The sequence below is a fragment of the Streptomyces albiflavescens genome, from assembly GCF_014645835.1.
GTDB classification, from domain to species: Bacteria; Actinomycetota; Actinomycetes; order Streptomycetales; family Streptomycetaceae; genus Streptomyces; species Streptomyces albiflavescens.
In genome coordinates, this window is sequence record NZ_BMMM01000024.1 from 125144 (window position 1) to 144266 (window position 19123).

Genomic DNA, 19123 nt, shown 5'->3' on the forward strand with positions numbered 1-19123 from the left:
TTCCATGAACCTCGGAAGGAACGTACGCCATGGCCATGGACGCCATCTCCGTCATCCGCACCAAGCGGGACCGCGGCGAGCTCAGCAACGAGCAGATCGACTGGGTCATCGACGCGTACACCCGCGGGGAGGTCGCCGACGAGCAGATGTCCGCGCTCGCCATGGCCATCCTCCTCAACGGCATGAACCGCCACGAGATCGCCCGCTGGACGGCCGCGATGATCGCCTCGGGCGAGCGCATGGACTTCTCGTCCCTGTCCCGCCCGACGGCCGACAAGCACTCGACGGGCGGGGTGGGTGACAAGATCACCCTCCCGCTGGCGCCCTTGGTGGCGGCCTGCGGAGCAGCGGTCCCCCAGTTGTCGGGCCGCGGCCTCGGCCACACCGGCGGCACGCTGGACAAGCTGGAGTCGATCCCCGGCTGGCGTGCGCTGCTCTCCAACGAGGAGATGCTGTCCGTACTCGAGGGGACGGGCGCGGTGATCTGCGCGGCGGGCGACGGTCTGGCACCGGCCGACAAGAAGCTGTACGCCCTGCGTGACGTCACCGGCACGGTGGAGGCGATCCCTCTGATCGCCTCGTCGATCATGTCGAAGAAGATCGCGGAAGGCACCGGCTCCCTGGTTCTGGACGTGAAGGTCGGCACAGGCGCCTTCATGAAGACCATCAAGGACGCCCGCGAACTGGCCTCGACGATGGTCGGTCTGGGCACGGACCACGGCGTGAAGACGGTCGCGCTCCTCACGGACATGTCCACGCCTCTGGGCCTGACGGCGGGCAACGCGCTGGAGGTCCGCGAGTCGGTGGAGGTCCTGGCCGGCGGCGGCCCCTCGGACGTCGTCGACCTCACCATCGCGCTGGCGCGCGAGATGCTCGACGCGGCCGGCATCAAGGACGCCGACCCGGCGAAGGCGCTGGCCGACGGCTCCGCGATGGACGTCTGGCGCCGCATGATCGCCGCGCAGGGCGGCGACCCGGACGCCGAGCTGCCCGTCGCGCGCGAGCGGCACGTGGTGAACGCCCCGGCCTCCGGCGTCCTGACCCGCCTCGACGCGTACGACATCGGCATCGCCGCCTGGCGCCTCGGTGCCGGGCGTGCGCGCAAGGAGGACCCGGTGCAGGCCGGCGCGGGCGTCGAACTGCACGCCAAGCCGGGCGACACGGTGACGGCGGGCCAGCCCCTCCTCACCCTCCACACGGACACCCCGGAGCGCTTCGAGTACGCGCTCCAGGCGGTCGAGGGTTCCTACGACATCGCGGCCGCGGGCACGGACTTCGTGCCGACCCCGATCGTGCTGGACCGGATCGCCTGACCCGGGCCCGCGGCCGGGGGCCGCTGATGGACACGGCCTCCCCAGGGCGAACGGGATCGGTGGACCTGCTCACGGCCATTGGTCCCGTTCGGCAGGTCCGGCGATGAGTTCTGTGCTCCCGGCCGGTCTACTGACCGTGGACGCCACGACACCCGCCGTACTTGTGCTGCCTGGACCCGTCACCCGCGACGAGGTGCCGCGGCTCTGTGACGACGTGCGGGCGCAGCTGGAGGCGACCGGGGCAGGGATCGTGGTCTGCGATGTCGCGGGGCTCGGTCCGCCCGGTCTCGGCACCGTCGACGTGCTGGCGAGACTGGAGCTGGCCGCGCGGCGGGCCGGGGGCCGGATCCGACTACGGAACCCGGACCCTGCCCTGCGTGCCCTACTGGACCTCGTCGGCCTCCGCTTCGAGTCCGTCGACGCCATCGACGCCGGAGACCCCACCGGCTTCGTCGAGTCGGAGGGGGAGCCCGAAGAGCGGGAACCAACGGGCGGTGTCCAGGAAGAAGTGGAACCCGGTGATGCGCCCCTTTGAGATCTCCAGCACCTGCACGGCCCAGGGCGTGTAGCCACCCGCTTCCGGATCCGGCTTGTAGTGCGCGAACCCCGGCAGACCATTGACCTCGACCGGCATCAGGCGCGAGCCCGCGCAGCCGGCGCCCAGCGTCGTCATGAAGCCGGTGATGTCGTCCGTGCCGCGCAGCCACAGGTCGAACGGCGGCATCGTCATGATCGCGTCCTCGTGGAGCAGCGCCGTCAGCGCCGTCATGTCGTACCCCTCGAACGCGGCGACATAGCGCTCCAGGAGCTTCTGCTGCTCCTCGTCGAGCGGATCCGAGGTGGCGGCCTCCGCGCCGGCGCCGTCGGTCTCGGCGAGGGTGGCGCGGGCCCGCTGCAACGCGCTGTTGACCGATGCCACGGAGGTGCCGAGCAGCTCGGCGACCTCGCTCGCCTTCCATGCGAGGACCTCGCGCAGGATGAGCACCGCCCGCTGCTTCGGCGGCAGCTGCTGCAGGGCCGCCATGAAGGCGAGGCGCACCGACTCCTTCGCGACCGCCGCCTCGGCCGGGTCGCCGGCCGTCGGCAGGACGCGGGCGTCGGGCATCGGCTCCAGCCATGTGTTGTCCGGGCGGGGAGTGAGTGCCGCCTGGGCCAGGGGCGAGGGGGCGGTGAGGTCCATGGGGCGAGCCCTCTTGTTGCCCGCGTTCAGCATGTCGAGACACACGTTCGTCGCGATCCGGTACAGCCAGGAACGCATCGAGGAGCGGCCCTCGAACTTGTCGTAGCTGCGCCAGGCGCGGACCATCGTGTCCTGCACCGCGTCCTCGGCCTCGAAGGAGGAGCCGAGCATCCGGTAGCAGTACCCGGTCAGCTCGACCCGGTGCTTCTCCAGCCGGACGTCCAGGTCTGTTGTCGTCGCCGTGCCGTCGCTGCTCATAGCCAACCCACCCCTGTGGCTCTGTTCCGTCCCGCGCGTCGTTGCGCCAGCACTTCGGAAGCTACCGCAGCCCACTGACAATGGCGTGCGGAGCGGGAAAAGGCGCAGGTGGGAGTGGGGTGTTCCGGGGTGGTTTCTGCGCCCCCTCCGCCCCTGCCCGTCCCGACCCGGGGCTCCGCCCCAGACCCCGTTCGCACAGTTCCCCGCGCCCCCGAAAGGGGCGCGGGGAACTGCGTGATCTTTTAGCGGGGCGGCGGGGGTTAAACCCCCTAGTGCGCCAGAGCCGGCTTCCCGCGGGACTGGACGCGCGCCGCGTGGGAGCCGAACACCGTGATGGTCACGACGCCGAGGACGGCGAGCAGACCGAGGGTCACCGTGCCGGCCCAACCACCCTCGTGGAAGGCGACGGCCCCGAGCGTGCTGCCGGCGCTGGAGCCGATGTAGTAGGCGGACTGGTAGAGGGCCGAGGCCTGGGCCCGACCACGCACCGCGGTGTGGCTCACCGAGGAGGACGCCACCGCATGTCCCGCGAAGAAGCCCGCGGTGATCAGGACCAGACCGAGCAGTACGAGCGGGAGCGAGTCGGCGAGGGACAGCAGCAGACCGGCGGTCGTCGTGCCGCCCGCCAGGTACAGCGAGCCGCGGCGGCCCAGCCGTCCGACGAGCCTGCCCGCCGTGGAGGCCGACACCGTACCGACGAGATAGACCAGGAAGATCGAGCCGATGATGCCCTGGGGGAGGGAGAACGGGGCGTCGGTGAGGCGGTAGCCGATGACCGTGTAGACGCCGCCGAAGACCATCATGAACAGGGCGCCGATCGCGTACAGCCGGCACAGGAGAGGGTTCGCGAGGTGGTCGCGGACCGTGCGCGCCAGGACGCGCGGTCGCAGCGAGCCCGGAGTGAAGTGCCGGGGCGCCGGCAGCAGCAGCCGGAAGGCGACCGCGCACGCCACCGCGATGATCCCGATGGCGCCGACGGCCACCCGCCAGCCCCACTCCTGCGCCACCCAGCCGGTGATGACCCGACCGCTCATTCCGCCGACACTGTTGCCCGCCACGAAGAGGCCGATCGCCGTGATCAAGGCCTTGGGGCGGACCTCCTCGGCCAGGTACGCCGTCGCCGACGCCGGAAGTCCGGCGAGGGCCGCGCCCTGCACTGCCCGCAGCACCACCAGCGCGCCGATCGAGGGGGCGAAGGGGACCAGCAGTCCGACCGTCACCGCCACCGCCAGCGACGCCGTCATCAACGTACGCCGCCCGAACCGCTCCGACAGCGCGCTCATGGGGAGCACGAAGAGCGCCAGTGCGCCGGTCGCGGCCGACACCGTCCAGCTCGCCTCGCTCGCCGTGACCCCGAAGTCCGTGGAGACGAGCGGGAGAAGGGCCTGCGTGGAGTAGAGGAGCGCGAAGGTCGCGACACCTGCCAGGAAGAGGGCGAAGCTCATCCGGCGGTAGCCGGGCCCGCCCGGGGTCATACGGGAGTCGACGGACGACGGTGCGGAAGCGGCGGAGGCGGTGGAGGCGGTGGTGGCGGTGGTGGCGGCGGTGGCGGCGTCCACGGTGGTGGACGCCCCGGTACTGGCGGAAGGCATGCTTCGAACTTAAGGACCCGTCATTCATCCGTCCAATGCATGGAAACTCCATAATCGTTCCCATGGCGCATCAGCAGAGGTCAGAAGCTCACCTGTCACCGTACAGTGACACAGAAGACATCGTCGCCGTGCTTGCCCCACGCCTCGCGTACTTCGCCGGCGTCGCCCGTACCGAGCACGTCACCCGGGCGGCGCAGGAGATGCAGGTCCCCCAGTCGACCCTGTCGCGGGCCATGGTCCGGCTGGAACAGGACCTGGGCGTCGACCTGTTCGCGCGCAGGGGAAGGACCGTCTCCCTCACGGCCGCGGGGCGTACGTTCCTCGGCTCCGTCGAACGGGCACTCGCCGAGATCGAGCGCGCCGCCGAAGAGCTGCGCGCCGACGCCGACCCGGCCACCGGCAAGGTCGCCTTCGGCTTCCTGCACACCATGGGGTCCGAGACGGTGCCGGGCCTGATCCGCGCGTTCCGCGCCGACCATCCCGGTGTCCGCTTCAGTCTCGTACAGAACTACGGCGAGGCGATGCTGGAGGGGCTGCGCTCGGGTGAGTTGGACCTGTGCCTCACCTCGCCCGTGCCGGACGCGCCCGACCTGGTGGGCCGCCGTCTCGACGAGCAGAAACTCCGGCTCGTCGTACCGGCCGACCACCGTCTCGCCGCCCGTAGGCGCATCCGCCTCGCCGAGGCCGCCGACGAGACCTTCGTGACCCTGGAACCCGGCTACGGCATGCGCCGTATCACCGACGACCTCTGCAAGGAGGCGGGCTTCAAACCGCGCATCGCCTTCGAAGGGGAGGAGGCGGAAACACTACGGGGCCTCGTGGCCGCGGGGCTCGGGGTCGCCCTCCTGCCCCCGCCTGCCGTACCCCGACCGGGGGTTGTGGAGCTGACGGTGACCGCGCCACGCGCGGTACGCGAGATCGGCGTGGCGTGGCTGGACGGCCACGCGGACACGCCACCGGTGGCGGCCTTCAAGAAGTTCCTGCTGTCCCGACGGGGCCACTTGCTCCCGGACTGACGGCACCGGGAGCGCCCCTTCAAGTGCGCGGGGCCGCGACCTCACGCGGTTCCGCCGCGCGGCTGCGACCAGCCCTCACAGCCCGCGGAAGAACCCACCTAGCGACGCAACGCCTTCCCGAAGCCGGAGGCCAGCGGCATCCGCAATCCCAATGGCGGCGGAGCCGCAAGCGCGTCCTCAAGAGGCCGGGACAGACTGCGGCCGAACAGGGAACCCATCACGAAGTCCTCCGACAACGCCAGCACTTCCGACCGGTGCTGATGCAGCGCGTGCCCGTCGGAGTGGACCTCGAAGCGGCAGATGTCGCGGTTGGCCTTCTTGGCGCGTGCCGCGAGTCGGAAGGACAGCTCCGGGTCGGTGCGCTCGTCGTTCGTGCCGTGCACGATCAGCACACGGCGCCCGGCCAGCTGCTTCACCGGTTCGGGGGGCGCCGCCACGTCCTCCTCGGGCAGCCAAGGGGCGAGCGCCAGTACGGAGTTGACGGCCGTGTGCCCGCCGGCCCGCAGTGCCGCGCGGGCACCCATGTCCACCCCGGCCAGGCACACCGGGACGTCTCCGTAGCGGCGTACGACCTCGTCGGTGGCCCACGACGCGTCACGCGCCAGATGCGCCTCGCTGCCGTTCCAGCCGCGAAAGCGGTAGTGCACCACGTGGGTGACCAGGCCTTCCGCGTGCCCGGCGCGGGTGAGGCGGCGTCCCAACGCGCGTACGGAGGCGGTTGCCATCATGGGGGACGGTCTGCGGGCGGAGGTCTCCTCGCCGCCCGGGAGCAGCAGAACCACTCCGCTGACCGCCGTCGGCTCCGGGCCGAGCGCCCTCCCCAGCCGGGCCCTGCGAACCGGCGTCGCTTGCTGTGCCATGACAGAACAGTCTCAGAAGCGACGGTGTACGCCACCCGTCCGCACGGTCACCGTTACGTATCGACGGATTCGTACAGCAGGAGATCTACGCGCGTAGGGCGTACAGTGCGAAAATGACGAGCCAGATCCAGAACACCCCGAGCTCGGACCAGATCCGCCGGGCGCCCAAGGTCTTGCTGCACGATCACCTCGACGGGGGCCTGCGCCCCGGGACGATCGTCGAGCTCGCCCAGGAAACGGGCTACTCCAACCTCCCCGAGACCGATCCCGACAAGCTCGGCATCTGGTTCCGCGAGGCCGCCGACTCCGGTTCCCTGGAACGGTATCTGGAGACCTTCGCCCACACCTGCGCCGTCATGCAGACCCGCGACGCCCTCGTCCGGGTCGCCGCCGAGTGCGCCGAGGACCTCGCCGAGGACGGTGTCGTCTACGCGGAGGTCCGGTACGCGCCCGAGCAGCATCTGGAAGCCGGGCTCACCCTCGAAGAGGTCGTCGAGGCGGTCAACGAGGGCTTCCGGGAGGGCGAACGGATCGCCCGGGAGAACGGGCACCGGATCAGGGTGGGTGCCCTGCTGACCGCCATGCGGCACGCGGCCCGCGCCCTGGAGATCGCCGAACTGGCGAACCGCTACCGGGACTTGGGTGTCGTCGGCTTCGACATCGCCGGCGCAGAGGCCGGCTACCCGCCCACCCGGCACCTCGACGCCTTCGAGTACCTCAAGCGGGAGAACAACCACTTCACCATCCACGCCGGCGAGGCCTTCGGACTCCCGTCGATCTGGCAGGCACTGCAGTGGTGCGGCGCCGACCGGCTCGGCCACGGCGTACGCATCATCGACGACATCCAGGTCCACGGGGACGGCTCGGTGGAGCTCGGCCGGCTCGCCTCGTATGTGCGGGACAAGCGCATCCCGCTGGAGATGTGCCCGAGCTCCAACCTTCAGACCGGCGCGGCCGACTCGTACGCCGCCCATCCGATCGGGCTGCTGCGGCGGCTACATTTCCGGGCGACCGTGAATACGGACAATCGGCTCATGTCGGGCACCAGTATGAGCCGGGAATTCGAGCGCCTTGTCGAGGCATTCGGTTATACGCTCGATGATATTCAGTGGTTCTCTGTCAATGCTATGAAGTCAGCATTCATTCCTTTCGATGAACGACTGGCGATGATCAATGACGTGATCAAGCCCGGATATGCCGAGCTGAAGTCCGAATGGCTGTTCCAGCAGACTGCCTCCACCAGGGGGTCTGTGGGGGATCAGGCCTGATCGGAGGGGTCGGAAAGCGGTCGGGTCTTCACTCCTTCTCCATGACTCGGCCGCTTTTCGATGTTTGCGGAGGTCGGCTCTGGGTGTTTACGTTTTTGGACCGCTCACATCCCTGTCTCACGGATCCAAGGACGCATTCAATATGAAGCAGTCTGCTGCCAAGACCCTCGGTGTCGCCGCTCTCGGTGCCGCCTTCGCCGCTGCCGGTGCGGGCGCCGCGAACGCGGCGCCGGCCGTGCCCGACGCCTCCTCGGCGCTGGACACCGTCACCAAGACGCTGCCTGCCGAGAACGTCGCCAAGGCGCTGCCCGGGGCCGGTGAGGCGCTCACCCAGGGGCAGAGTGCGCTCGGTGGGGGCCTGGCGGCGGCCCAGCCCGCCGCCGCGAGGGTGCTCGCCCAGGGGCCGGCCGCGCCCGTGGCCGGGCTGCTCGGCGGGCTGCCGGTGCAGGGGCTGCCCACGCACGGTCTGCCGGTGAACGGGGTTCCGCTGGGCTGAGGCCTTCCGCTCGTACCAACGCCGGTGGGGCGCACCCTGGTTGGGTGCGCCCCACCGGCGCGTGTGCGATGGCTGCTGGGCTCACCAGGCCGTGCGGGCGGCCTTGTCCTCGGACGGGAACAGGATCCACAGCGCTATGTAGAGCAGGAACTGCGGGCCCGGGAGCAGGCAGGAAAGTACGAAGATCACGCGCATCGTGGTCGCGGAGGTGCCGAAGCGCCGTGCCAGCGCTGCGCACACTCCGCCGATCATGCGGCCGTTGGTGGGGCGGGCAAGGGCGGTCATGGTGGCTCCTTCGCGAACCGTCGTTGAGTGCCGGGGTGTCCGGCTTCGATGTCTTCAACGCTACGGGGACGAAGTGGGCCAAGCGTCGCTCTACGGTGCGATCCCGACCCTGGGAATCGTCGGGGTCCGACCCTGAGCCGTGTCCTCCCGGGGGAGGGCCGCGCGGCGTCGGGTCTCGGCCCGTCGGCGGAGCCTGGCCCTGGCGGCGGGCACGATCGCGAGGTGGGCGAGGGCCACGCCGACCGTGTTGAGCAACAGCGAGTCCACGTCCACGACCTGGCCGGGGACGCCGGTCTGCAGGAGCTCGATGCCCAGCGAGAGCAGGGCTCCGGCGGCGACCGTACGGATGAGGGAGCCGAGCGGGGAGACGGCGAGCTTGCCGCCCGCCATCGGGAGCAGGACGCCCAGCGGGGCGAGCAGGCCCAGGCCCTCCGCGATGCGGCGGGCCGCCACCCCCGGGCCCAGTGCGAGGTCGGCTCTGATGCCGGCGAAGGGCCGCAGGTTGGCGGCGCTCACCCAGGGGACGTCCAGGGGGCGCAGCGTGATCCAGGCGACGAGGGCCAGGTGTGCGACGAGGAGGACACCTCCTGCCACACGGACGCGGATCACGGCGCTGCCGCCGTCTGAACCTTGACGCTGCACGCCCCCCAAGACGCGGGGCGCGGCACGATCGGTTCCGGGGGGAGAGGTTTCGCCCCCGCCGCCCTTCAGGGGTGCGGGGAACCGCGCAGTCTTTCAGGGAGCCGGGACGCGCAGCCCCGGGTAAGGGACGGGCAGGGGCGGAGGGAGGGGGCGAAAACGCTCAACGCCCCGCCACGTCACGACCCCTCGACCGCCGTGGACGGCGGTGACGTGGTGACGGGGTCGGAGCGGACCTCGGGAGTGCATTCGTAGCTGAGGAGGGGGGACGGGGCGGGGCCGCCGAGGATGACGGAGCCGTCGTCCCGGGCTGCGGCCGAGTCGGAGAAGGTGCAGACGATCTGGGCGAGGGCGGAGGACGTGAGGTCCTCGGGCGGGGTGCTCAGCCGGAGCGTGTCCTCGGGATCCTTGTCCCGGGGACCACTGACCGTCATGCCGCCGCGCACGTCCGTCGTGTACCCGGCCTGCTGCTCCGGCGCGGAGGGCCTCTCGGCGAGCTCGTCGAGGAGCCCCTGGGCCACCAGGACCCGTCGCGCCGCCTCCGCCGTGCCGTCCGGGATCCGGACCGAGCGGTCGACCGTGACCAGTTGTCCGGAGCAGAGGAGGAACACCTGGACGGGCACACCCCGGGTGGACTGGGTGGAGATGTCCGGGCCGGACAGCGCGCAGGGCACCCGTGACGGCGCCGGACCGAAGTCCGTCGGCACCTGGGTGGACCGGATGCCACAGCCCGCCAGCAGCACGGCGAGCAACGGAACGACCAGCCAGGGCCGCAAGCCCCGCAGACGCGGGGGACCCGCCGGACCGGTCAGCCGCGGCTGACCTGCGGGACCGGCCGGACGCCGGAGACGCGGGAGCCGTGCGAGGCGCCCGTCCTGCGAGCGGAGGGCTTGTGCGCGGCCCGTGCCTCGGCGGTGGAGGAGCCGTGCCGAGCCCGTACGTCGGCGGCGAAGGAGCCGTGCGCTGCCCGCGCTCAGGCGGTGGAGGAGTCGTGCGGTCGTCATCCGGCGGTGTCCTCCGTGCTGTTCCCGCTCCCGTGTCCGTTCCCGGGGCCGTTTTCGTTCCCGTTCCCATTCCCGTCGCGGAGGTCGTCGGTGAGCAGTTCCGACGCGTCCTGCGGCAGGCGCAGCGTGAAGACCGCACCCCCCTTGGGCGCGTTCGCCGCGGTGATCTCGCCGCCGTGGATGTGCGCGTTCTCCAGGGCGATGGAGAGGCCGAGGCCGCTGCCCTCGGAGCGGGGCCGGGACGCGCTCGCCTTGTAGAAGCGGTCGAAGACGTGCGGGAGTACGTCCCCGGGGATGCCGGGACCGTGGTCCTGGACCTCGATGACCAGCTCTTCGCCCTCCACGCGCACGGACACCCGTACCGGCGAACCCCCGTGCTTGAGCGCGTTGCCGATCAGGTTCGCCAGGATCACGTCGAGGCGGCGCGGGTCGAGGCGCGCCGTGATGCCGCGCTCGGCGTCCAGGTCCACCGCGTCCAGCCAGGCGCGCGCGTCGATGCACGCGGTGATCTGGTCGGCGATGTCCACATCGTCGAGGACGAGCCGGGCGGTGCCCGCGTCGAAGCGGGTGACCTCCATGAGGTTCTCGACGAGGTCGTTGAGGCGCCGGGTCTCGCTGACGACGAGGCGTACGGCCGGCTCGATCATCGGGTCGACGCTGCCGGTCTCCGCGTCCAGTTCCTCTTCGAGGATCTCCGTCACGGCGGTGATCGCCGTGAGCGGCGTGCGGAGTTCGTGGGACATGTCCGCCACGAAGCGGCGGGACGCCTCGTCGCGGGCGCTCATGTCGGCCACGCGTTTCTCGAGGGCCTCCGCCGTGTGGTTGAACGTACGGGAGAGGTCGGCGAGTTCGTCCGTGCCCGACACGCGCAGTCGCGTGTCGAGCTTGCCCTCACCCAGGCGGCGGGCCGCGATGCCCAGGCGGTGCACCGGCTTGAGGACCGTGGTCGCGGCGGCCTGGGCCAGCAGCGCCGAGCCGATCAGGGCCAGGCCCGTGGCGATCCCCAGGGACCAGGCAAGCGAATTGAGATCCTTCGCCTCGGGTTCCAGGGACTTGAGCATGTAGCCGGTGGTGGTGCCGCCGATCACCCTCGCGCCGCCCACGAGGTACGGCTTGTCGTGGTCGGTGATCCGCTGCCAGTAGAGGTGGTACGCGGACTTGTTGTTCGAGGACAGCGGCTGCTCCTTGTTCACCGCCTTCTGGAGGGACTTGGGCACGTCCTCCAGCGTGAAGGTGTCCAGCTCGGAGTTGCCGACGACGGTCTTGCCGTTCGGGTCCTGGGCGACCAGCAGCACGCTGAAGCGCTGGCTGCTGTTGGCCATCTGCCCCGCCGTGCGCTGGAGCTCGTCCTGCGCGGGGTGCACCGGCAGCATGCTCGCGTGGTTGCGCATCTCCTGCTGGAAGTCGCGCAGCACCGCGTCCTGAGTGCGCGTCAGCACGGCCTCGCGGTTGAGCCAGTACGCGATGCCGGACGCCGACACGGCAGCAGTGAGCGCGACGAGTCCGAACACCACGACCAGCCGCAGTCGCAGACTGGTGAAGCGCAGGCCGGACAGGATCGCCTTGCGCGCCGCGGCCCAGCCGCGGAGCTCGTCCTGCGGTCTTGTCACTGAGGATTGTCCAGCCGGTAGCCGACGCCACGCACCGTACGGATCAGGGTGGGCGAGGACGGCACGTCCTCGACCTTCGCGCGCAGGCGCTGCACGCAGGCGTCCACCAGACGCGAATCGCCCAGGTAGTCGTGCTCCCACACCAGACGCAACAGCTGCTGGCGGGACAGCGCCTGCCCGGGGCGGCGGCTCAGTTCGAGGAGCAACCGCAGCTCGGTGGGCGTCAGTTGCAGATCCTCGCCGTTCTTGGTGACCGTCATCGCGGCGCGGTCGATGACGAGCGAACCGAACGTCGCCGAGTCGTTCGCCTCGCGCTCACCGCGCCGCAGCACGGCACGGATCCGGGCGTCGAGCACCCGGCCCTGCACGGGCTTGACGACATAGTCGTCGGCGCCGGACTCCAGACCGACCACGACGTCGATGTCGTCGCTGCGCGCGGTCAGCAGAATGATCGGCAGCTGGTCGGTGCGCCGGATGCGCCGGCACACCTCGAATCCGTCGATGCCGGGCAGCATCACATCCAGCACGATCAGGTCGGGCCGCTGTTCACGCAGCAGCTTCAGACCGTCCTCGCCGGTGGCAGCGGTGGCCACACGGTGTCCCTGGCGCGTCAAAGAGAGCTCCAGGGCCGTACGGATGGCGTCGTCGTCCTCGATCAGCAACAGGGAAGGCACGAACGTCATTCTGGCCCATGTCATGGCCGGGTATCGACCGTTGGAGCGCTCCCACCCATCTCCCGCACAGAAGGAGGGCCCCTCTTGTACGACGGAGGGCCCCCGAGTGGTCATCTGCGTAGTCGTATCGCTCTTCTCTGTGATCGGGCTGTGACGCGCCTGCGGATGGGCCCTGTGACAGGTCTGTGACAGTCGGCGGACACGGCCATGAAGTGGCCCGGGCAAGCTTTTCGACACAAGCAAGGAAGCACGGCCGAACGAACCGAAGAACCGGGACTCCACGACGGGGGGCGCGAGATGAACACGCTGCACAGCACCAGCACTAGCGCAGTTGTCACGCGGCTCCACGACGTCACCCGGGGCTCGGAGAAGTCCGGTGCCGTGAGCGGGCGGGGGTGCGCTCGCGGCACCGGGCGTCAGCACACCGCGTACATGACGGTGGTTGACGCGTTCACGGGGGAGAGCCCCGCGGCGCCAGTCGCTGTGGGCACGGTCGGGGGGAAGGCTCACGGGGGAGCCGCGTACGGGGAGGACACGGGGGAGCGTCGCTCGCTGTCGGAGGCGGAGTTCACCGCCTACGTCCAGGAGCGCCGCGCCTCCCTGTACGCAACCGCCTACCACCTCACCGGTGACCGGTTCGAGGCCGAGGACCTGCTGCAGAGCGCGCTGTTCTCGACGTACAGGGCCTGGGACCGGATCAGTGACAAGGCCGCGGTCGGGGGCTACCTCCGCCGCACCATGACCAATCTGCACATCAGCGCGTGGCGCCGCCGCAAGCTGAACGAGTACCCGACCGAGGAGCTGCCGGAGACGCCCGGTGACACGGACGCGATGCGCGGCACCGAGCTGCGCGCCGTGCTGTGGCAGGCGCTCGCCCGGCTGCCCGAACTCCAGCGCACGATGCTGGTCCTCCGTTACTACGAGGGCCGCACCGACCCGGAGATCGCGGAGATCCTCGACATCAGTGTCGGCACGGTGAAGTCCAGCATCTGGCGGTCGCTCCGCCGGATGCGCGAGGACGAGGTCCTCAGCTTCGGCCGTGACGAGGAGGAGTCCTTCGGGGAGCTTGTCGCCTGAAGGTCTGGGGGGGAAGCAAGGGGAAGCAAGAGGTAACAGGTAGTACGGGGGAGCAGTACCGGGGGGTACCAACGGGGTCACGGGGGAGCACGGGGGAATGAGAAAGGTCCAGGCGGACGGGGGGTCCGCCTGGACCTCTTTTCGTTGTCCGCGCCTTGTTGTCCGCTCGTTTGCGCGCCCTGCCGTCCGCGCTACCGCGCCGCCTTGTCCGCCGCCACGATCGACTTCGCCTTCTCGACCATGCGCCGCTTGCGTTCCTTCAGGGCCGCGAGCGTGTCCTCGTGCTCCTTGATGAACTGCTTCTGGTGGCCGGACTCGACGGCGTGCCGGGTCACGACGTAGTCGGTGGTGGTCTTGCAGCGCACATCGGCTTCCGCCGTGCGGATCTCCCTGGCCGAGGGCGCGGGGAAGTTCGGGTGCGGGCCGTTCGGGCTCGTCCGCTGGGTGCGCCAGGTCGAGTCGTCGACGGCGGAGAGCGGGTCCGGGTAGTTCATGCCGGACTTGCGCATGCAGGCGCTCCACCGCTTGTCGAGCGCGACGGTCGCCGGGTCCTCGCGGGTGGTGGCGGAGGCCTGGACGAACAGGTTCTGAACCGTCATCAGATCGTCGGCGGCCCGGTCGGCCAAGGCCCGGCGCTGGGCCTGCCCGTGACAGCCCCCCTCGGCAACACCGGCCGGGACCTCGGCAGCGGCCGTGCCGTTCTCCTTGTCGGCCTTCTGCGCGGTGCCGGTGGCGACGGCCGCGGCGGCGGGAGTGACGGCCTGTTCCCGTGCCGCGTCCCGCTGCTGCGCGGCCACGGCCTGTTGCCTGGTGACGCCGTCGGGCAGCGGCGGCTTGTAGCCGTAGACGCGGACCGAGGCCAGATCGGTCGGCCCGTACTTGCGCGCGTTGGTCGGTTCTACCAGTTGGACAACTGGGCCGGTGACACCTGGGGTCTGCCGGCTGGTTCCTCCACCAACTTCAGCGGTTCGGACGACAATAAGTGGTCCTCCCACTGCTGGACCGGAGCGACCGCGGGCTGCCCGGGCGGCTGACACAAGCGGCGGCCCCGGGGGCCGGTGACTACGCCGCCGTCGGGCGCGGGGTCGAGTGGCGCCCGGCGGCCGAGGCGGTCAGGCGGCCGAGGGCCTCGTCCTTGTCGCAGGGGTGGGCGCCCAGGGCGGCCTGACGGGCCACGATGGAGCGCTCGGCACGCATCAGACGCCAGCCGCGGCGCAGCAGGAAGGGCACCGACTTGCGGCCTTCCTTCAGATCCCGCGCGAAGCGGCGGCGGAACGTGGTGACCGGCCCCCGCGACAGACACAGCGCGTCGGCCAGCACGCCCAACTCCCGGCAGCGCTCGACTATCTCGGCGGCGAAGATCCCCTCCGCGATGAACAGCGGCGTCCGCTCGATGCACAGGGTCTCCGAGCCGGTACGGGCGCTCAGCGAGATGTCGTACACGGGGATCGTCGTACGTCCCGTGCGGCACAGTTCCTCGATCGCGGCGACCGCGGTGTCCGCGTCCCAGGACAGCGGGTGGTCCCAGTCGATGTCCGCGCTGCCCTCCACCTGCGGAAGCGTCGGGTCGGTGCCCTCCTTGTAGAAGTCGTCGAGGCGGAGCACGGGGAGGCCGGAGTCGGCCGCGAGAAGGGACTTTCCAGAGCCGGAGGGGCCGCAGAGCAGCACCACGCGGGTGGGTATCGGGGGATGGGAACCCAATTCTCTGTACCTTCTGTGAATCGACCTGGTGCGGTCACGCATCGGACGCGTCCCGGACATTATCCCCTCCCCGGCCCGCTCCCGGACCCGGCGGGCGCAGGTCGGTCCGGCCTCTTCGGTGTCCCCGGCGGACCGGCGCTGATATGCCTGTTGACCCGCAGGGGCGAATCCGCCGTTCGGACCGCCTCGAAGTGCGGCCGGTCAACTACGCTGCGTGTCAAACAAGTTGCTCTCTGCTCTTCGAAGAGGAAACCTGATGGCGCGACACGCAGCCCAGCAGACCACCATGGCCCGCACGACCGCGCGCATCGCCGCCGCGGTCGGCGTGGTCGCTGCCGGTGCGGCCACGGCCGGCCCGGCCGTCGCGGACACGGACCCTGTCGTGGACGTCATGCGCACCCGGCCCGCCTCGCTGGGCAACATCGACCCGCAGGCGGGCCTCGCGGCCCTGACCGGCACGGTCGGCTATGTCACCGGCCCCGTCCAGGGCCTCAAGCCCAATCCGCTGGCGGGCACCGGGGTCGACCCGCTCGACAACGGGGTGGGCACCCAGCTCGCCGACTTCAAGCCGCTCTCCTCGCAGGCTCTGACGCGGCCGGTGGCGCAGGCGCAGTCAGTGGGAAGCATCCCGCTGCTGGGGCAGGCGACGGGACTGCTGCACTGAGCGACACATGAGAGAGCCGCGCTCCCCCTGGACGGAGGGGAAGCGCGGCTCTCCCGTTGACGGGGCCCCGGGGACACTGATCGGGGCCCCGAAACTCGGCATGCCTCAGTAGGACGATCCGGAGGCGCCCAGCGACCCCGTCGGATGCCAGACCGTCTTCGTCTCCAGGAAGGCCGTCAGGCGCTCGATCCCGGGGGTCGCCGAATAATCCACAGGCTGTGGACGAAGAACGCGCTTCAGGTTGTCCGCGGCCGCGATCTCCAGCTCCTTGGCGAGTACGTCGTCCGCGCCCGCGAGGTCGATCGCGTTGACGTCCTGGTGCGCGGCCAGGGGAGCGGCGATCTCCGCGGTCCTGCCGGAGAGCACGTTGACCACACCGCCGGGAAGATCGGAGGTGGCCAGCACCTCGCCCAGCGACAGTGCCGGGAGCGGGGACTTCTCGGAGGCGACGACGATCGCCGTGTTGCCGGTCGCGATGACCGGGGCGATCACCGAGACCAGACCCAGGAACGAGGACTCCTGAGGGGCCAGTACGACGACCACGCCCGTCGGCTCCGGGGTGGACAGGTTGAAGAACGGGCCCGCGACCGGGTTGCCGCCCCCGACCACCTGGGCGATCTTGTCGGTCCAGCCCGCGTACCAGACCCAGCGGTCGATCGCGGCGTCGACCACAGCGGCCGCCTTGGACTTCGACAGCCCCTCGGCGTCCGCGACCTCCCGGACGAACTGGTCCTTGCGGCCCTCCAGCATCTCGGCGATGCGGTAGAGGATCTGGCCGCGGTTGTACGCCGTCGCGCCGGACCAGCCGCCGAACGCCTTGCGGGCGGCGACCACCGCGTCACGGGCGTCCTTGCGGGAGGCGAGGGGCGCGTTCGCCAGCCAGTTGCTCTTCGAGTCCGTCACCTCGTACACCCGGCCGCTCTCGGAACGCGGGAACTTCCCGCCCACGTACAGCTTGTAGGTCTTGAAGACTGACAGTCGCTCGATCTTTTCCGACTTCTCAGACATCGAGGTACGCCTCCAGGCCGTGACGACCGCCCTCGCGGCCGAAGCCCGACTCCTTGTAACCGCCGAACGGCGAGGTCGGGTCGAACTTGTTGAACGTGTTGGACCAGATGACGCCCGCGCGGAGCTTGCTCGCGACGGCCAGGATCCGGGAGCCCTTCTCGGTCCAGATGCCCGCCGAGAGGCCGTACTGGCTGTTGTTGGCCTTGGCGACCGCCTCGTCCGGCGTGCGGAAGGTGAGGACCGACAGCACCGGGCCGAAGATCTCGTCGCGGGCGATGGTGTGCGCCTGGGTGACGTTCGTGAAGAGCGTCGGGGCGAACCAGTAGCCGGAGGAGGGGAGTTCACAGGCCGGGGACCAGCGCTCGGCGCCCTCGGCCTCGCCCTGCTCGACGAGCGAGGTGATGCGCGAGAGCTGCTCGGCGGAGTTGATGGCGCCGATGTCGGTGTTCTTGTCGAGCGGGTCGCCGAGGCGGAGCGTCGAGAGGCGGCGCTTGAGCGAGTCCAGCAGCTCGTCCTGGATCGACTCCTGAACGAGCAGGCGGGAGCCGGCGCAGCAGACCTGGCCCTGGTTGAAGAAGATGCCGCTGACGACGCCCTCGACGGCCTGGTCGATGGGGGCGTCGTCGAAGACGATGTTCGCGCCCTTGCCGCCCAGTTCGAGGGTGACCTTCTTGCTGGTCCCCGCCACCTGGCGGGCGATCGCCTTGCCCACAGCGGTGGAACCGGTGAAGGCGACCTTGTTGACGTCGGGGTGCTCGACGAGCGCGGCACCCGTGTCGCCGTATCCCGGAAGGATGTTGACGACGCCCTTGGGCAGGCCCGCCTGGCGGCAGATGTCCGCGAAGAACAGCGCCGACAGGGGAGTGGTCTCCGCGGGCTTCAGGACGACCGTGTTGCCGGTCGCGAGCGCCGGGGCGATCTTCCAGGCCAGCATCAGCAGCGGGAAGTTCCAGGGGATGACCTGGCCGGCCACGCCCAGCGGCCGCGGGTTCGCGCCGAAGCCGGCGTGGTCGAGCTTGTCGGCCCAGCCCGCGTAGTAGAAGAAGTGCGCGGCGACCAGGGGGAGGTCGGCGTCGCGCGTCTCCTTGATGGGCTTGCCGTTGTCCAGCGTCTCCAGGACGGCGAGCTCGCGGGAGCGCTCCTGGATGATCCGGGCGATGCGGAACAGGTACTTGGCGCGTTCGGAGCCGGGCAGCGCCGACCACTTCTCGAAGGCCTTGCGGGCGGCCTTCACGGCGCGGTCGACGTCCTCGGTGCCGGCCTGGGCGACCTCGGAGAGGACCTCTTCGGTGCTCGGGCTGACGGTCTTGAAGACCTTGCCGTCGGCGGCCTCGGTGAACTCGCCGTCGATGAAGAGCCCGTACGACGGGGCGATGTCGACGACGGAGCGGGACTCGGGCGCCGGTGCGTATTCGAATGCGGAAGCCATGATGGATCAGTCCACCGTCACGTAGTCGGGGCCGGAGTAGCGGCCGGTGGCCAGCTTCTGACGCTGCATCAGCAGGTCGTTCAGGAGCGAGGACGCGCCGAAGCGGAACCAGTGGTTGTCCAGCCAGTCCTCGCCCGCGGTCTCGTTCACCAGGACCAGGAACTTGATGGCGTCCTTGGTGGTGCGGATGCCGCCGGCGGGCTTCACGCCGACCTGGATGCCGGTCTGCGCGCGGAAGTCGCGGACGGCTTCCAGCATCAGGAGGGTGTTCGCCGGCGTCGCGTTGACGGCCACCTTGCCGGTGGAGGTCTTGATGAAGTCGGCCCCGGCCAGCATGCCGAGCCAGCTCGCGCGCCGGATGTTGTCGTACGTCGAGAGCTCACCGGTCTCGAAGATGACCTTCAGGCGGGCGGCGCCCGAGGCCTCCTTCACGGCGACGATCTCGTCGTACACCTTCATGTAGTGGCCCGCGAGGAAGGCCCCGCGGTCGATGACCATGTCGATCTCGTCGGCGCCCGCGGCGACGGCGTCGCGCACGTCGGCCAGCTTGACGTCGAGCGCGGCGCGGCCCGCCGGGAAGGCGGTGGCGACCGAGGCGACCTTCACGCCGGATCCGGCGACGGCCTCCTTGGCGACGGCCACCATGTCGGGGTAGACGCAGACCGCGGCCGTGGTCGGTGTCGTACGGTCGGTCGGGTCCGGGTGGACCGCCTTGGCGCCGAGCGCCCGGACCTTGCCCGGGGTGTCCGCGCCTTCCAGCGTGGTCAGGTCGACCATCGAGATGGCGAGGTCGATCGCGTACGCCTTCGCGGTGGTCTTGATGGAACGGGTGCCGAGCGAGGCGGCGCGCGCCTCCAGGCCGACCGCGTCGACGCCGGGCAGCCCGTGGAGGAAGCGGCGCAGCATGCTGTCGGACGCGGTTACGTCGCCGAGTGCGTGTGCAGCGGATGCGATGGTGGGCATGGTCACCAGCCGAGCATATCTACGCGCGTAGCAGCTGTACACCCCCGGGGTGGAGGTGGGTTCTGGAACGCCCCTGCAAGGGGCGT

19 protein-coding genes and 1 pseudogene are annotated in these 19123 nt (G+C 70.4%); 7 read left to right on the forward strand and 13 right to left on the reverse strand.

Annotated features, from left to right (window positions below):
* The first annotated feature begins 29 nt into the window (after positions 1 to 29).
* Positions 30 to 1313: a thymidine phosphorylase gene (locus IEY95_RS42770; protein WP_189191665.1), complete on the forward strand. Its 1284-nt coding sequence runs from the start codon at positions 30 to 32 to the stop codon at positions 1311 to 1313.
* Positions 1314 to 1416: 103 nt separating this feature from the next.
* Positions 1417 to 1656: pseudogene (locus tag IEY95_RS49760) on the forward strand (STAS domain-containing protein); the annotation flags it as partial.
* A gap of 39 nt (positions 1657 to 1695) precedes the next feature.
* Here the strand turns inward: IEY95_RS49760 and IEY95_RS42775 are convergent.
* On the reverse strand, positions 1696 to 2751 hold the full coding sequence (locus tag IEY95_RS42775; RefSeq protein WP_189191666.1) for a sigma-70 family RNA polymerase sigma factor: 1056 nt from the start codon (positions 2749 to 2751) through the stop codon (positions 1696 to 1698).
* Positions 2752 to 3020: 269 nt separating this feature from the next.
* Positions 3021 to 4343, reverse strand: a complete 1323-nt coding sequence (locus IEY95_RS42780; RefSeq protein WP_189191667.1) for an MFS transporter — start codon at positions 4341 to 4343, stop codon at positions 3021 to 3023.
* Between the two features lie 62 nt (positions 4344 to 4405).
* On the opposite strand from IEY95_RS42780, the gene IEY95_RS42785 reads away from it, so the two are divergent.
* Positions 4406 to 5359 (forward strand): LysR family transcriptional regulator, encoded by a 954-nt coding sequence (locus tag IEY95_RS42785; RefSeq protein ID WP_189191668.1) that lies wholly within the window; start codon positions 4406 to 4408, stop codon positions 5357 to 5359.
* 98 nt (positions 5360 to 5457) lie between these two features.
* Here the strand turns inward: IEY95_RS42785 and IEY95_RS42790 are convergent, their stop codons facing one another.
* On the reverse strand, positions 5458 to 6219 hold the full coding sequence (locus tag IEY95_RS42790) for an alpha/beta hydrolase (RefSeq protein WP_189191669.1): 762 nt from the start codon (positions 6217 to 6219) through the stop codon (positions 5458 to 5460).
* A 113-nt stretch (positions 6220 to 6332) separates the two neighbouring features.
* On the opposite strand from IEY95_RS42790, the gene IEY95_RS42795 reads away from it, so the two are divergent.
* Both IEY95_RS42795 and IEY95_RS42800 read left to right on the forward strand, forming a co-directional pair.
* The gene (locus IEY95_RS42795) at positions 6333 to 7487 is read left to right on the forward strand and encodes an adenosine deaminase (protein ID WP_189191670.1); all 1155 of its coding nucleotides are present in this window, start codon (positions 6333 to 6335) and stop codon (positions 7485 to 7487) included.
* Between the two features lie 142 nt (positions 7488 to 7629).
* Positions 7630 to 7983, forward strand: coding sequence for an ATP-binding protein (locus tag IEY95_RS42800; protein WP_189191671.1), 354 nt, complete (start codon positions 7630 to 7632; stop codon positions 7981 to 7983).
* An 81-nt stretch (positions 7984 to 8064) separates the two neighbouring features.
* Here IEY95_RS42800 and IEY95_RS42805 read toward each other — a convergent pair whose 3' ends face one another.
* From IEY95_RS42805 to afsQ1, 5 genes are all read right to left on the reverse strand, one after another.
* Positions 8065 to 8268: a PspC domain-containing protein gene (locus IEY95_RS42805; RefSeq protein WP_189191672.1), complete on the reverse strand. Its 204-nt coding sequence runs from the start codon at positions 8266 to 8268 to the stop codon at positions 8065 to 8067.
* 90 nt (positions 8269 to 8358) lie between these two features.
* Complete coding sequence (locus IEY95_RS42810) at positions 8359 to 8910, reverse strand: VanZ family protein (RefSeq protein WP_189191673.1); 552 nt, start codon at positions 8908 to 8910, stop codon at positions 8359 to 8361.
* A gap of 176 nt (positions 8911 to 9086) precedes the next feature.
* A complete protein-coding gene (locus IEY95_RS42815; RefSeq protein ID WP_189191706.1) occupies positions 9087 to 9692 on the reverse strand; it encodes a hypothetical protein in 606 nt (201 codons plus the stop codon).
* 215 nt (positions 9693 to 9907) lie between these two features.
* Positions 9908 to 11521: an ATP-binding protein gene (locus IEY95_RS42820; RefSeq protein WP_229703743.1), complete on the reverse strand. Its 1614-nt coding sequence runs from the start codon at positions 11519 to 11521 to the stop codon at positions 9908 to 9910.
* A complete protein-coding gene (gene afsQ1 / locus IEY95_RS42825) occupies positions 11518 to 12195 on the reverse strand; it encodes a two-component system response regulator AfsQ1 (protein ID WP_099505496.1) in 678 nt (225 codons plus the stop codon). Before afsQ1 ends, IEY95_RS42820 begins: the two co-directional genes overlap by 4 nt.
* A gap of 297 nt (positions 12196 to 12492) precedes the next feature.
* Here afsQ1 and IEY95_RS42830 point away from each other — a divergent pair, with 297 nt between their 5' ends.
* Positions 12493 to 13272: a SigE family RNA polymerase sigma factor gene (locus tag IEY95_RS42830; protein WP_189191674.1), complete on the forward strand. Its 780-nt coding sequence runs from the start codon at positions 12493 to 12495 to the stop codon at positions 13270 to 13272.
* A gap of 191 nt (positions 13273 to 13463) precedes the next feature.
* Here IEY95_RS42830 and IEY95_RS42835 read toward each other — a convergent pair whose 3' ends face one another.
* Together IEY95_RS42835 and IEY95_RS42840 are read right to left on the reverse strand one after the other, a co-directional pair.
* On the reverse strand, positions 13464 to 14267 hold the full coding sequence (locus IEY95_RS42835) for a hypothetical protein (RefSeq protein ID WP_189191675.1): 804 nt from the start codon (positions 14265 to 14267) through the stop codon (positions 13464 to 13466).
* A gap of 67 nt (positions 14268 to 14334) precedes the next feature.
* Positions 14335 to 14973 (reverse strand): uridine kinase family protein, encoded by a 639-nt coding sequence (locus IEY95_RS42840; RefSeq protein WP_189191676.1) that lies wholly within the window; start codon positions 14971 to 14973, stop codon positions 14335 to 14337.
* Positions 14974 to 15229: 256 nt separating this feature from the next.
* On the opposite strand from IEY95_RS42840, the gene IEY95_RS42845 reads away from it, so the two are divergent.
* A complete protein-coding gene (locus IEY95_RS42845) occupies positions 15230 to 15637 on the forward strand; it encodes a hypothetical protein (protein ID WP_189191677.1) in 408 nt (135 codons plus the stop codon).
* Between the two features lie 105 nt (positions 15638 to 15742).
* Here the strand turns inward: IEY95_RS42845 and IEY95_RS42850 are convergent, their stop codons facing one another.
* From IEY95_RS42850 to deoC, 3 genes are read right to left on the reverse strand one after another with little or no spacing between them, the layout of a single operon-like run.
* The gene (locus IEY95_RS42850) at positions 15743 to 16645 is read right to left on the reverse strand and encodes an aldehyde dehydrogenase family protein (protein WP_189191678.1); all 903 of its coding nucleotides are present in this window, start codon (positions 16643 to 16645) and stop codon (positions 15743 to 15745) included.
* Positions 16638 to 18074, reverse strand: coding sequence for an aldehyde dehydrogenase family protein (locus IEY95_RS42855; protein ID WP_189191679.1), 1437 nt, complete (start codon positions 18072 to 18074; stop codon positions 16638 to 16640). Before IEY95_RS42855 ends, IEY95_RS42850 begins: the two co-directional genes overlap by 8 nt.
* Positions 18075 to 18080: 6 nt before the next feature.
* Positions 18081 to 19043: a deoxyribose-phosphate aldolase gene (gene deoC, locus IEY95_RS42860; RefSeq protein WP_189191680.1), complete on the reverse strand. Its 963-nt coding sequence runs from the start codon at positions 19041 to 19043 to the stop codon at positions 18081 to 18083.
* Positions 19044 to 19123 lie beyond the last annotated feature (80 nt).